The organism is Allomuricauda sp. NFXS6 (assembly GCF_040148835.1).
Taxonomy (GTDB): Bacteria; Bacteroidota; Bacteroidia; order Flavobacteriales; family Flavobacteriaceae; genus Flagellimonas.
Map to the genome: position 1 here is coordinate 1 of NZ_JAGEMG010000005.1, position 13,039 is coordinate 13,039.

A 13,039-nucleotide genomic window follows, 5' to 3' on the forward strand; every position below is an offset into this window, starting at 1 on the left:
TCTTTTAAAGTTACAGCAGATTTATAATGGAAAACTGAATTGGGAAACGAATTATTCTTATTCTGACAGTCAAAGAATTGGCCTATTTCAGACATATTATAATGACGGAAAAGATTACTCAAAAAAAGAAATTAGAACTTATGACAATCTTGGTCGTTTGATTGAAATCGAAGAATTACAATTGACAAAAGATGGATTGGAAGAAAAGACTAAATACTATTATGGCAGAAATGGAATTGTTGAGAAAATTGAGGAATATGACTCTTATAACCGAGAAGATGGATATGAATTGGTTTCCTATCTTGAAATTAAAGTGAAAAGTAAAGTAATCGTTGATTCGTTAATTGCGGAAAAAATAAACGAACAAATAATAACTGAATAAAAAACTACTGGCAACAATGGCTATAAGTAATTGCTTGTTCTCGCCTACTTTGGAAATTCCTGCGGAATTTCCAACTTGGTGTGTACTTGCGAAGTTAAGTGCTAAACCACGCAACTACTCATAGCCGAGACCGTTGGCAAACATTTCAACAGAGAAGTCAACTATTTCAATTTTAATTAAACTTAATAATGAAAAAATTACTTTTTAGTTTATTAATATCGACCATATTATTAAGTTGTAGCAATGATGATAATAATGAAATAACTCTACCTGAGGAATTGAATTTCAATGGAGAAGTATTGAGCTGTGCCGATTTTTCAGTTAAACAATTTCTTGAACCGGAGAATTTTGAAATCTCCTTAAATATTCATGGTCAAGGAAGAGAAGAATTGGAACTAAGTTCAGAATACAAAACATTTTCTTTACCAAATAATGATTTATATAGTACTATAACCATTTTTGACGCTTCTATTCGAAGTAGTTTTTGCAATGACGTTGTTATTGACGATGGACCTAATTTAATAAGTTCGTGGAACGCAATTTCAGGCACTATAAAATTATCAGTTTCTGATATTGAAATAACAGAATTCGAAACCTTTTATAGTTTAGATATTTTGCTTGAAGATGTAATATTTGAAAAAGCTAATAGTAATGAGCAAAGGAAAATTTCTCGTTTAACTATAGAAAATGCTGGCCTTGGATTTTTCCCCGGATAATATTTTAAATTTATAATATCGCGATTATCGACTTATAAAACGTTTGCCAACATTATATAAAAACTATGCTAAAATCAGTCTTGAACTGGAACTCTGTGCTCGCTTGCTTCGCGGATTGTCCTGCGGAAAATCAAGCTCGCCCGCTCGCACAGTTTTTATACGGGACGTTGTACACAATTATGGAAATCTGCCAATACTAAAATTAATAGTTTAAAATAATGTCTAAACTTATTGAATATAGAGAAAAACTAAACTTCACTCAAAGTGAGCTTTCCGAAAAATCAGGTATATCTGTAAGAACTATACAACGAATCGAATCTGGAGCAAATCTTAAGGGCCATACACTTAAAGCCATTGCTTTAGCTTTAAATATTGATCCTTCAGAATTAAATGAAACCTCTAAAGAAAGAAATCAATACAACTACCCTCTTATTAAACTAATAAATTTATCTTCTCTATCATTCCTTATCCCCCTTGCTAATATTTTAATTCCTTTATTAATCGTGCATCTCAAAAAGGAAAAAAATATTATTACGAAACAAATTATTTCTATTCAAATTTTGTGGACGATAATTTCTGTTTCTCTATTTTTTACAACCGAAATTCTTAAGAAAGAACTTCTACTAAACGAACAGTTACCATTCTTTATATTTTTTATCTGTATGCTTATTAATATCTATATTGTTCTTAGAAATGCTATGGAAATTGGCAAAAACAAACGGCTTCATATTACACTGAATTACAGCATCATATAAATTCTGTCAGCAAATTGACGCTATATTGTCGGGTTGTTGTTTTCATTTACCATTTGACATTTTTTGATATTTGTAGCATTATTTAATCAATAGTCAATTTTTCATCAAATCAATCAAAAAAAATGAGAACATCCTTTTTATTATTAATTTCAGTATTATTAATTTATTCTTGTAAAGAAAAAAATAAAAACAATTCTTTAAATCAGAAAAATCCCAAAAATTTTACCTTAAAAACAGACAGTCTCTTAACTGTTTATGAGAAAAATGGAGAATTTATGGGAAGTTTAGAATTGTCTCATAAAGGGAAATCCATTTACTCAAAAACCATCGGATATAGTGACATTGAATCTAAAAAGAAAGCAGATTCAAATACTAAATATCGAATTGGTTCTATTTCAAAAACTTTTACCGCTGCATTAATTTTTAAAGCCATTGAAGAAAATAAATTATCCTTCAATGAGACTATAGAGAAGTACTTTCCCAATATAAAAAATGCTAACAAGATTACCATCGCCAATTTACTTCAACACAGAAGTGGTATTCATGATTATACAAGAGATAAAAAATTCTTTGAGTATAGAACACAATATAAATCGTCCCAAGATATGCTCTCAATAATATCAAATTATGAAAGTGATTTTGAGCCTAACACTCAAGGAGAGTATAGTAATTCTAATTATTTCTTATTATCACAAATCCTTGAGAAAAAATATAACAAACCATATGAAATACTTTTACAGGAGAAAATCACTTTACCATTAGTATTAGAAGACACATATTCTGGAAAACAAATAAACATAAATAACAACGAATCCCATTCCTACAGCTTTTCTAAAAAACAGACAAAATTCGTAGAAACTGATATGTCTATAACTATTGGAAGTGGTTCAATTGTTTCAACCCCAAAAGATGTAAATAAGTTTATGACCGCCTTATTTACAGGTAAATTACTTTCAACGGAAAGTTTAGATTTAATGAAAACCATAGAAGACAATTATGGAATGGGGCTTTTTCAATACAAAATTACTGACCGAAAAGGATTTGGTCATCGAGGGCATTTAGATGAATTTAGGTCTACTTCAATTTACTTTCCTAAAGAAGATTTAGCTTTTACGTTAATTTCAAATGGTGCTAAAGTTGATATTAATGATTTATATATAGAAATCCTTAAATTATACTTTAATGATGCTATAATAGAATTATCAAAAACCGAAGTTGAAAGATTTGTTGGAACATATGTTTATGAAAAAGACAAAAAGGATAAAGTGGTTTTTATCCAGGATGAAACTACTTTAGTTCATATTATAAAAGGAGAATTTAAGGAACCTCTTATTTACAAAGGAAATAACCGATTTGTTATGGAACAAATGTATGGGGAATCTATATCATTTATGTTTTCCTCTGATGGTGACCATTTAACATTTGAACAAGGTAATTTTAAAGGCAAGTACATAAAAGAATAACTGTGTACAACAAAAAATATAGTGCATTTGGCAGATAGTGCTAAAATTAAAGATGATAGCAATTAATAAACATAGTAGTAAATTGAAAGTTTGGAGCGTTGAAATGGCAAACGCACCATATTCAAACCGTTGGCAGTAATGTAAACAAAACGAACAAAATCGAAATTTAAAGACCATTGAAAGATTGAAAAACAAATGAATTATATTGTTGAAAATGAAAAATTAACCCTTCAATATATTCCAGGAAATGGAGCTTGGACTTATCAATTGATAGTCCCCAACACAAAAAATATCAAAGGAAAATGGGGCGATTTGAAAGTGTCTGGGACAATAGATGGTTATGAAATAAAGAATAAGAATTTAGGACCAGTAAAAAATTCGGACAAAAAAATGTCTGTTAATTCAGAAATTAGAAACGCAATAAACAAAGATGGAGGAGATACTGTAATTGTGACATTATATCTCGAAAATCAAACCGGAACGAATGATAATTCTGAAATTTTGGAGTGCTTTAAAGATGCACAAGTTTTGCAAATTTTTGAACGACTGGAGAAAATAGAACAGACAGAAATTCTAAATGAAATCTGGACTGTTGCAACGGACGACCAAAAAGCGGAAAAAATAATCAATGCAATTGAAAACCTTGAAGGTAAACGAATATAAGTGAGTGGAAAAACACTACTGCCAACAATGTATAACCGCAACTGACGGTTATACCCAACCGTTGGCAGCAAGCTGAAAAAAACTAATATGAAATTTAAATTTCAAATATTACTAATCTTTCTTTTCCTTTCTGGCGGACTTTACGCCTGTGAATGTATTCAAACTAAATCAATGGAAGAGATGGTTAAGGACGCGGATATAATTTTTTATGGATCTGTTGTTGCCGTGGACGACCGTAATGATCCTGTTTACGCAGAAAATGTCAAATATTCCACCTTCGGGAAAGACTATGCAAATAAAGGCGGTTATGAACCTATTTTTAAAATTATTGAAAATTTTAAAGGTGATATAAATGATCACTTAATAGATGGGAAATTCAATTATCAGACAGAATGGACTAATTGTGACAGATTATATGAGATCGGTTATAGTTATATCTTTTTCGGGAATTATGATGATAAAGGAAAAATCAGGACCAGCATCTGTATGATGGGGGGAATAGTCAAAGATTTAGAATTTCTTGAGGAAATAAGATATCTGACAAAAAAGCAATAACGGGTAAAAAAGCCAGCTACCAACAAAATATAAAAACAATGCTTAATTTATTTTCAAATCAAAATTTTGGGCTTGCTTGCAGCGCCTGATTGTCCTGCGGACAATCAAGCTTGCCAGCTCGCACTGTTTTTATACGGGACGTTGTGCGTCATTACGACGAACCACTAACGAGTGAAAAAGGGGACACCGAAAACCGACAAGAGTAGGTATAAAATCAAACTTAAAAATTATGAATCTAATAGTACTTTATCCACAACCAACAGATGTAGAAAAATTTGAATCAGAATATTCTGCTCATATTAAATTACTTCACGAGAAAACAGGAATACCCAACGATGTAAAACCTTATACAATAACTAAATTTTTACAAGGACCAGAAGGTAAGCCACCTTTTTATCAAATGTTTACAATGCCTTTTGATTCGCTTGAGGCATTAAATGAAGTAATGTCTTCATCAGGAATGCAAGAAGTTGCAGCAGATGCAAATAGGATTTCAACAGGAGGTGCACCAACAATCTTAATTGGAAAATTAAGTTAAAAAACAGGTCACTATTTTTAAGACCAATCACTAACCAATGATAAAATTCTATAGGAAAATTAGACAAAACTTACTTTCTGAAGGCAAAACTGGAAAGTATCTAAAATATGCGATTGGGGAAATTGTGCTTGTGGTAATCGGGATACTGATTGCTCTGTCAATTAATAATTGGAATGAAAATCGAAAGGGACGAAACAAAGAGCAAATTGTTCTTGAGAATCTAAAAGAGGATTTTTTAGCAAATCAGAGTATTATTGATAGAAGCTTAGCCGTGCACAAATATCATTTGGATGAACTATATTCGTATTTAAAGCATCTAGGTCCCAGTGTACCAGCTCTCACAGATTCTATCTACAAATTTGATGTTTCCGACTATGGGAAATTAAATCTGATTGATGGTACGTTAAAAGCCGTTATTAATACCGATATTTTTGGAATAATTCAAAATGAACTTCTAAAAAAGAAACTTTCTACCTACCCGAGTACATTTGCGGCATACAAAGAATTTGAGGATGTTAATAGAGATATTGTGATAAATAAGCACAGAGCCTTAGGTGAACAATATACTTCTATTTTAAGGCTTGACAAGTCCTTATTAGGTATATCTGAACCACATAAGTCAGATTTTCTTGGCTGGGCAAGAGATCCGCAACATCAGAATAATACGGTAAATAGAATTAATATTATAAGAAATAAATTGATTCCGGCATTAATTGAAGTGCAGGCAAAGAATTATGAGATATTAAAACTGCTAGATGAGGAGATTAGAGATTAATAACGAAAGCACAACAACGTATAACCGCAATTACGGCGGATTCGACTATGCTTCGACAAGCTCAGCACAGGCTAGAATCCATTTGGAATTGCTAAAGTCTGTGCCAACCAAAAATTAAATGTATTTAGACTCTCGTTATAATGCCACATAATAGAACCCCGGAAACAGTGAATATGCCTAAAAAAATTATTGTTCTTTTGTTTTTAGTATCCCCCATTTTAAACATGGCCTCATCCAAGGATACCTTGAGAGTTGGCTATAATCTAGAACCTCCTTTTGTGGTGGAATTACAAAATAACCGTCTTTCCGGACCTTCTGTTTGGTTGTGGGAAAATATCGCCAACGACAACGACATACAGTACAAGTACATAGCACTTCCATTCGAGGAGCTGTTATCGGGGCTTGAAAAGGATAAAATAGACGTAAGCCTGTCTCCGTTGACCATTACTGCGGAAAGATCTCAAGTCATAGATTTTACATCTCCATATCATATCGCTCATGCCTCTATACTACAAAACGAAGTGACACCGATTCAAAAGTCCTGGCAATTTGTAAAATCATTCTTTTCGGTGAACTTTATGCGTGCATTGGGGGCACTTGCGTTCGTAATTCTCATATTCGGTATTCTGATTTGGGTATTTGAGAGAAACAAAAATCACGAGGAATTCGATAATAGCATCAAGGGGGTTTGGGAAGGTTTTTGGTGGTCCGCCGTAACCATGACCACCGTAGGATATGGGGACAAATCGCCTAGAACCACGGGGGGAAGGATCATTTCACTGATTTGGATGTTTACCGCCATTATCATTATCTCAGGATTTACTGCAAGTATCGCATCTTCTTTAACGGTCAATAATATTAGTTCATCCAATGGTAAGATAGACGATTTCAAAAATAAAACCGTAGGAACGATAACCAACTCGGTTACGAGCGAATGGATGAGGAACAACTTTTTCACCAACAAGAAAGAGTTTCAAACCATGGAGGAACTACTGAATGCATTGGACCAAGAAAAAATAGAAGCAATTGCTCACGACCGCCCCGCACTGCAAGCCATAGTGAACAATGACACGCTTTCAAAGTATGACCTGATCGATATCAAATACAATCCTCAGTTCTATGCCTTTGGCTTAAGCAAACAATTACCGGATTCCCTCAGCCAAGCCATAAATTATTCGATGCTTTACAATATTGAAAAAATGGATTGGAAAGTGCTCCTTTCCGAAAGTGGCCTGGAATAAAAAAGTTATGAAGGAAGGCTAATTTAGCGATGCCGGAAAAAAAGAACAAAGCTGCACCTGTATAAAATCAATTCCGTCCAAAATTTCTAAAGATTAGTACCCGCAATCTAGTATCTTTAAAATAAGTAAGCCCACCAATTATTGCTCATGAAATTAAGCGACATAGATAAGATTGAATTATTATACCTCCAAATTGAAGATTATTTGGAGATAAAAGATGCCATGCAATTGGCCTACTCCTCAATGCCCGAAGCCTATTGGAAGGAAAGCCACATACTTTCATTGCTCGATAAATTTCCCGAAGGCCAAGTGGTAATAAAGGTAAATGGCCAAATAGCCGGTTGTGCCCTGTCCATAATTGTTGATTATGACAAATTTGATGACAACCACACCTATCGGGAAATCACCTCGGATTATTCTTTTGATTCTCATGATCCGGATGGCGATGTCCTATATGGCATAGATGTGTTCATCAAACCTGAATTCAGAGGGCTGCGACTGGGCAGGCGACTTTATGACTATAGAAAGGACCTCTGTGAAAAAATGAACCTGAGAAGTATCGCTTTTGGAGGCCGTATTCCCAATTACCATCGGTATTCCGATAAAATGAGTCCAAAAGAATACATTGAAAAAGTTAAGCTCAAGGAAATCCACGACCCTGTACTGAATTTTCAAATATCAAATGATTTTCACCCTGCCCGAATCCTAAAAGGGTATTTAGAGGGGGACTCCTCCTCCAAAGAATTTGCTGTGTTGTTGGAATGGGACAATATCTACTATGAAAAATCGGCAAAAAAAGCAGCTATAAAGAAAAAAGTGGTAAGGCTGGGCTTGATCCAATGGCAAATGAGACCCTATAAAGATATTGAAACCTTGCTGCAGCAGGCAGAATACTTTATTGATGCGGTTGCTGGGTATCGTTCGGATTTTGCCTTGTTCCCGGAGTTTTTCAATGCGCCCTTAATGGCCAAAGACAATCATTTATCGGAAGCGGAAGCAATTCGGGAGTTGGCCAAACATACCAAAGAGATTGTACAAAAGTTTTCCAACTTCTCCATTTCCTACAATATCAATATTGTAGCTGGAAGCATGCCCGAAATCAAGGATGATAAGCTCTATAATGTCGGTTACCTCTGCAAAAGGGATGGTACGGTGGAGCGCTACGAAAAATTGCACGTGACACCCGATGAAGCCAAGGTATGGGGCATGCAAGGAGGCGAACAATTAAATGTTTTTGATACGGATTGCGGTAAAATTGGAGTGCTCATTTGTTACGATTCGGAGTTTCCGGAGTTGAGCAGACTGCTCGCGGACCAAGGAATGGACATACTCTTTGTGCCATTTTTGACAGATACACAAAATGGCTATTCCAGGGTAAGGCATTGTGCACAAGCAAGAGCGATTGAAAATGAGTGCTACGTAGCCATTGCGGGCAGTGTGGGCAATTTACCAAATGTGCACAATATGGATATTCAATATGCACAATCCATGGTGTTCACTCCCTGTGATTTTGCATTTCCGACCAACGGTATAAAAGCAGAGGCCACACCCAACACGGAAATGATCTTGATTGCCGATCTGGATATCGACCTGTTGAGAGAGCTTCATCAGTTTGGAAGTGTAAGAAACCTGAAGGATAGACGAAAAGACCTATTTGAACTAAGAAAAAGATAAGTGTCATCGGCTATTAAAGATTCGGTATCAAGAAGTGGTTACATCAAATTTGAATAGACTAAGCAAAGTAAGAACACGTAGATCTACAGACCCTAGGTTTTGGTGACCATCACCACATTTATTGTACCACTAACTTGGTTTTATTTTGGTAAATCGGAATGATGGAGAACCCTTTACCATTCAATACTCACCTAGGCTAAATCAATTAAGAACGATAGCACTCAACACTTTAGCTATAAAAAAACAAAGGAGTAGTCATTCGTAACAACGGACAATGAAGCCTTGATTGCCTTTACGAAAAAACAGCTAATGAGCCTTGAGAACGTTGCTCCCGAAAGTAAATTTTGGAACATGCAGAACATGGGCGACCCAGAAATAGGGATTGCGGCACCAAAATCAATCTACAATAATTTTACAACGGTAGAAAAGAACAACTACCCCGTTACGGAAACTGAAAATAAGATCGTAATAAGTACCTTTTTAAGTTTTAGCGATAAAAAACAGCGGGATGCCGCGGTTCCGAAACTTAAAACACAAATAGGTGAATCCAAATATGCCGATAAATTCATAAATGCTGAATTGGTGAACGTATTCCCTACTTTGGACAATAACGAAGCATTGGTCAATGCCGGTTTGGAACGGTTATCGGGAATTTACGGAAAGGACAGGGTGCTTAGAATGTATGGCGTTGTTGCCGATGGACGAAGCGACGATTTTGTATTTTTTCAGCCTAAGGTACCCAGCGTATACTCTTTTATGGGAGGTTCCAATTACGAAAAAGGCATAATTGCGCAAATGCATTCGCCAAACTTTGCCGTGGACGAAAGCTGTATAAAAACCGGGGTGAATCTATTTTCGTCATTATTGGTGGAACGGCTAAATCAGTAAAATCGACATGACCAAAAACATAATGTTGGTGTCAGACATCTAATTTTATTGCGAAGCAACTTGGTTTTTGATAGTTTTAGTAGCTCAACCATTGGCTATGAAGAAGATTGTACTCACCTTAACTACAATACTGCTCTCTGGATGGAGCGTTTTGGGTCAAAGCGCTGACTTTGTTGGAACCTTTGTTAACGGATCCAACAGTATTTCCATCCAATTTAAACGAGTAGGAGACGAATACCACGGTATGCTTGCTGCCGTTGGGGCCAGTTTTGCCATTAGGGCAACCGGATCGATGAATAAAATCAATGGTGAACTATATGGATTGGATGGTCCAATGGACTTCGAAGCCACCCTTTCTGGAAATAATATGCGTGTCCGAGCCACAGGATACAATGAGCCGTTTTACAAATATTCAGACTTGCACAATCTGGGCAGTTTTGATTTAACGCCTTATATGAAGACCAATACAGGGATTGTTGGAAACAATACCGGTATGCAATCTGCCACTTCGCCACCGACTCAAAACAACCTTTCAACCCAATATCCAGAATTGGATAACCAAGGGCTTCTGAACATCATTGCCGGGAGTCAATTGGTGTTTTATGAGCGTACTTCTTATGTCAACGATAGTATGGCAAGTTCCATCACCTACGTGAATTTTTGTGCCAATGGCACCTTTGCCATGAATACGGATGGTTCGTTCAGTATTGAAGGCAATTATGGCGGAAATGCCCAAGGAGCTTCTTACGGCAATAATTCGGGTACTTGGCAATTGGTTTCTTATCAAGGTCAACCTGCGGTATATCTAAAATATTACAATGGGGATACCAGTTTAAATCCATTCAATGCAAATGAAGTTCGCCAAGGAAGATGGCGACGCGGAAACACCCAATACGCATTGCAGCGGAACAAAGTCCGCTGCAACTAATTATATTTTAATATAAATTTCTTTGCTTATTCTCCCATTGCCGCTGCAACTGCCGCAGAAAGTCTTTTGTAAGTACCATTTTGCAAACGTTCCCTAATGGCCGAGAAAGCAACCAGTGTTTCCTCTATATCTGTTATCGTATGGGTCGCTGTCGGAATCAATCGAAGTAAAATCAGACCTTTTGGGATTACTGGATATACCACAATAGAACAGAAGATTCCGTGATTTTCACGTAAATCCTTCACCAAGGCCATGGCTTCTGGAATACTACCGTTCAAATAAACGGGCGTTACACAACTGGTAGTAGTACCAATATCGAACCCTCGTTCCTTTAACCCATTTTGAAGGGCATTCACGTTTTCCCAAAGTTTTGCTTTAAGTTCGGGCATGGTACGAAGCATATCAAGTCGCTTTAGGGCTCCTTTTACATATACCATCGGCAAGGACTTAGCAAACATCTGAGAGCGAAGATTGTATTTCAAGTACTCTATAATTTCTTTATCCGCAGCTACAAAGGCTCCGATACTGGCCATGGACTTGGCAAAAGTGGCCAAGTACACGTCGATTTCGTCTTGTACTCCTTGCTCCTCTCCTGCTCCAGCACCTGTTTTGCCCAATGTTCCGAAACCATGGGCGTCATCCACTAAAAGCCTGAATTGATATTTTTTCTTAAGGTCCACGATTTCCTTAAGGATTCCTTGCTCGCCCCGCATGCCAAAAACACCTTCTGAAATCACCAGGATTCCTCCTCCGGTTTCGTTGGCCAATTTGGTGGCACGCTCCAAGTTTTTTTCCAAACTTTCGGGATCGTTGTGCTTAAAGGTAAAACGCTTGCCCATATGCAAACGAACACCATCAATAATACAAGCGTGGCAATCTACATCGTACACAATAATATCATCTTTAGACACCAAAGCGTCGATTACCGACATAAATCCTTGGTACCCGAAGTTCAATAAATAAGCGGCATCTTTATGGACGAACTCCGCCAATTCGTTCTGCAATTGTTCGTGAAAATCAGTGTGACCGCTCATCATACGAGCACCCATTGGATAAGCCGCACCATGCTCCAAAGCAGCTTCTCCATCCACTTTTTTGATTTCAGGTAGGTTGGCAAGACCCAGATAGTCATTGATACTCCACGTTATCACGTCTTTTCCTTGAAACTTCATTCTATTGGAAATAGGTCCTTCTAATTTTGGAAAAACAAAATAGCCTTCAGCCTGCGAAGCCCACTTTCCTAAAGGTCCTTTGTTCTCAATGATTCTATCGAATAAATCTCTCATCTACCTTAGTATTAATTCAAATGCAAAAGTATAGATTTTTATGAACCTTGCATAACGAAATATGCACATAAAAAAACGGCAATAAAAAATTCATTGCCGTTTTTGAGGTATTATAGGGTACTGGTTTATTTAATATACTTGATTTCTTCTGGTATTTCTGCGTTTTGGATATCGAAAAACCCTTGGTTTTCCATCCATTCGTTGCTGTAGACCTTGCTCATGTACCTTGAACCGTGGTCTGGGAACACCACAACCACGTTGCTGTCCTCGGTAAATTCCCCTTCCGTATTTAATTGATATAAGGCTTGAGTCGCTGCACCACTGGTATAACCAGCAAAAATACCTTCGGTATGGGCCAATTTACGGGCCATATGGGCACTTTCGCCATCCGTTACCTTGATGTACCTGTCAATACTATTAAAATCGGTGGCTGCCGGGATTAGGTTCTTCCCCAATCCTTCAATTCGGTAAGGATACACCTCGTTGTGGTCGAACTCTCCGGTTTCGTGATACTTTTTCAATACTGAACCATAAGCATCAACCCCTAATATTTTAATATCTGGGTTTTGCTCTTTCAAATAACGAGCGATACCGGATATAGTTCCCCCTGTTCCGCTACAAGCTACCAAATGGGTGATTAGACCATTGGTCTGTTCCCAAATTTCGGGTCCCGTGCTGGAATAGTGAGCATCAATATTAAGCTCATTAAAATATTGATTGATGTAAATGGAATTCGGTGTTTCGCTGTGCAAACGTTTGGCCACTTCGTAATACGAACGTGGGTCATCGGCACTAACATGGGCCGGGCAAACATAAACGTTGGCCCCCATGGAGCGTAACATATCTATTTTGTCGGGGGATGATTTTGAACTTACGGCCAAAATACATTTATATCCCTTAACAATACTCACCATGGCGATACTAAAGCCCGTATTACCCGATGTGGTCTCTATAATGGTGCTACCCGGCTTAAGAATACCTTTTCGCTCGGCCTCTTCAATGATATGAATCGCAATTCTATCTTTTGCAGAGTGCCCAGGATTAAAGCATTCCAACTTAGCATAAAAATTTCCAGTAAGTGGGGCGGTAATTCTATTTAGCTTAACTAAGGGGGTACTTCCAATTAGGTCTAGGATATTGCTGTGCGCATTTATCTGTGTCTTCATAACTGGTAT

14 protein-coding genes are annotated in these 13,039 nt (G+C 36.8%); 12 read left to right on the top strand and 2 right to left on the bottom strand.

Annotation, left to right across the window (positions count from 1 at the left end):
* The 12 genes from J4E06_RS08675 to J4E06_RS08730 form a co-directional block, all read left to right on the top strand.
* A partial coding sequence (locus tag J4E06_RS08675) for a hypothetical protein (RefSeq protein ID WP_349523643.1) occupies positions 1–382 on the top strand: 382 nt, incomplete at its 5' end.
* 188 nt (positions 383–570) lie between these two features.
* On the top strand, positions 571–1,098 hold the full coding sequence (locus tag J4E06_RS08680) for a hypothetical protein (protein ID WP_349523644.1): 528 nt from the start codon (positions 571–573) through the stop codon (positions 1,096–1,098).
* Positions 1,099–1,316: 218 nt separating this feature from the next.
* Positions 1,317–1,853: a helix-turn-helix domain-containing protein gene (locus J4E06_RS08685; RefSeq protein WP_349523645.1), complete on the top strand. Its 537-nt coding sequence runs from the start codon at positions 1,317–1,319 to the stop codon at positions 1,851–1,853.
* 122 nt (positions 1,854–1,975) lie between these two features.
* Complete coding sequence (locus tag J4E06_RS08690) at positions 1,976–3,316, top strand: serine hydrolase domain-containing protein (RefSeq protein ID WP_349523646.1); 1,341 nt, start codon at positions 1,976–1,978, stop codon at positions 3,314–3,316.
* A 195-nt stretch (positions 3,317–3,511) separates the two neighbouring features.
* Positions 3,512–3,979: a DUF1905 domain-containing protein gene (locus J4E06_RS08695; protein WP_349523647.1), complete on the top strand. Its 468-nt coding sequence runs from the start codon at positions 3,512–3,514 to the stop codon at positions 3,977–3,979.
* An 87-nt stretch (positions 3,980–4,066) separates the two neighbouring features.
* Positions 4,067–4,534, top strand: a complete 468-nt coding sequence (locus tag J4E06_RS08700) for a hypothetical protein (protein WP_349523648.1) — start codon at positions 4,067–4,069, stop codon at positions 4,532–4,534.
* Between the two features lie 229 nt (positions 4,535–4,763).
* The gene (locus tag J4E06_RS08705; protein ID WP_349523649.1) at positions 4,764–5,072 is read left to right on the top strand and encodes an EthD family reductase; all 309 of its coding nucleotides are present in this window, start codon (positions 4,764–4,766) and stop codon (positions 5,070–5,072) included.
* Between the two features lie 37 nt (positions 5,073–5,109).
* Positions 5,110–5,847: a DUF6090 family protein gene (locus J4E06_RS08710; RefSeq protein ID WP_349523650.1), complete on the top strand. Its 738-nt coding sequence runs from the start codon at positions 5,110–5,112 to the stop codon at positions 5,845–5,847.
* Positions 5,848–5,987: 140 nt separating this feature from the next.
* Positions 5,988–7,088, top strand: coding sequence for a transporter substrate-binding domain-containing protein (locus J4E06_RS08715; protein WP_349523651.1), 1,101 nt, complete (start codon positions 5,988–5,990; stop codon positions 7,086–7,088).
* Between the two features lie 147 nt (positions 7,089–7,235).
* Complete coding sequence (locus tag J4E06_RS08720) at positions 7,236–8,762, top strand: carbon-nitrogen hydrolase family protein (protein WP_349523652.1); 1,527 nt, start codon at positions 7,236–7,238, stop codon at positions 8,760–8,762.
* A gap of 309 nt (positions 8,763–9,071) precedes the next feature.
* On the top strand, positions 9,072–9,650 hold the full coding sequence (locus J4E06_RS08725) for a zinc-binding metallopeptidase family protein (protein ID WP_349523653.1): 579 nt from the start codon (positions 9,072–9,074) through the stop codon (positions 9,648–9,650).
* Positions 9,651–9,747: 97 nt separating this feature from the next.
* Entirely contained in the window at positions 9,748–10,578 is an 831-nt protein-coding gene (locus tag J4E06_RS08730) for a hypothetical protein (protein ID WP_349523654.1), read from the top strand.
* Between the two features lie 26 nt (positions 10,579–10,604).
* Here J4E06_RS08730 and capB read toward each other — a convergent pair whose 3' ends face one another.
* Both capB and capA read right to left on the bottom strand, forming a co-directional pair.
* Positions 10,605–11,864, bottom strand: coding sequence for a cysteate-C-fatty acyltransferase (capB, locus tag J4E06_RS08735; RefSeq protein WP_349523655.1), 1,260 nt, complete (start codon positions 11,862–11,864; stop codon positions 10,605–10,607).
* Positions 11,865–11,989: 125 nt separating this feature from the next.
* Positions 11,990–13,030, bottom strand: a complete 1,041-nt coding sequence (gene capA, locus J4E06_RS08740) for a cysteate synthase (RefSeq protein ID WP_349523656.1) — start codon at positions 13,028–13,030, stop codon at positions 11,990–11,992.
* Positions 13,031–13,039: the final 9 nt, after the last annotated feature.

What these genes read in the sequence shown, in the direction of transcription:
- J4E06_RS08725 (WP_349523653.1), top strand. Translation starts at nt 9,072, where the DNA reads ATGAGCCTTGAGAACGTTGCTCCCGAAAGTAAATTTTGGAACATGCAG.
- J4E06_RS08710 (WP_349523650.1), top strand. Translation starts at nt 5,110, where the DNA reads ATGATAAAATTCTATAGGAAAATTAGACAAAACTTACTTTCTGAAGGC.
- J4E06_RS08705 (WP_349523649.1), top strand. Translation starts at nt 4,764, where the DNA reads ATGAATCTAATAGTACTTTATCCACAACCAACAGATGTAGAAAAATTT.
- J4E06_RS08730 (WP_349523654.1), top strand. Translation starts at nt 9,748, where the DNA reads ATGAAGAAGATTGTACTCACCTTAACTACAATACTGCTCTCTGGATGG.
- J4E06_RS08720 (WP_349523652.1), top strand. Translation starts at nt 7,236, where the DNA reads ATGAAATTAAGCGACATAGATAAGATTGAATTATTATACCTCCAAATT.
- capB (WP_349523655.1), bottom strand. Translation starts at nt 11,864, where the DNA reads ATGAGAGATTTATTCGATAGAATCATTGAGAACAAAGGACCTTTAGGA.
- J4E06_RS08715 (WP_349523651.1), top strand. Translation starts at nt 5,988, where the DNA reads ATGCCACATAATAGAACCCCGGAAACAGTGAATATGCCTAAAAAAATT.
- J4E06_RS08695 (WP_349523647.1), top strand. Translation starts at nt 3,512, where the DNA reads ATGAATTATATTGTTGAAAATGAAAAATTAACCCTTCAATATATTCCA.
- capA (WP_349523656.1), bottom strand. Translation starts at nt 13,030, where the DNA reads ATGAAGACACAGATAAATGCGCACAGCAATATCCTAGACCTAATTGGA.
- J4E06_RS08700 (WP_349523648.1), top strand. Translation starts at nt 4,067, where the DNA reads ATGAAATTTAAATTTCAAATATTACTAATCTTTCTTTTCCTTTCTGGC.
- J4E06_RS08690 (WP_349523646.1), top strand. Translation starts at nt 1,976, where the DNA reads ATGAGAACATCCTTTTTATTATTAATTTCAGTATTATTAATTTATTCT.
- J4E06_RS08685 (WP_349523645.1), top strand. Translation starts at nt 1,317, where the DNA reads ATGTCTAAACTTATTGAATATAGAGAAAAACTAAACTTCACTCAAAGT.
- J4E06_RS08680 (WP_349523644.1), top strand. Translation starts at nt 571, where the DNA reads ATGAAAAAATTACTTTTTAGTTTATTAATATCGACCATATTATTAAGT.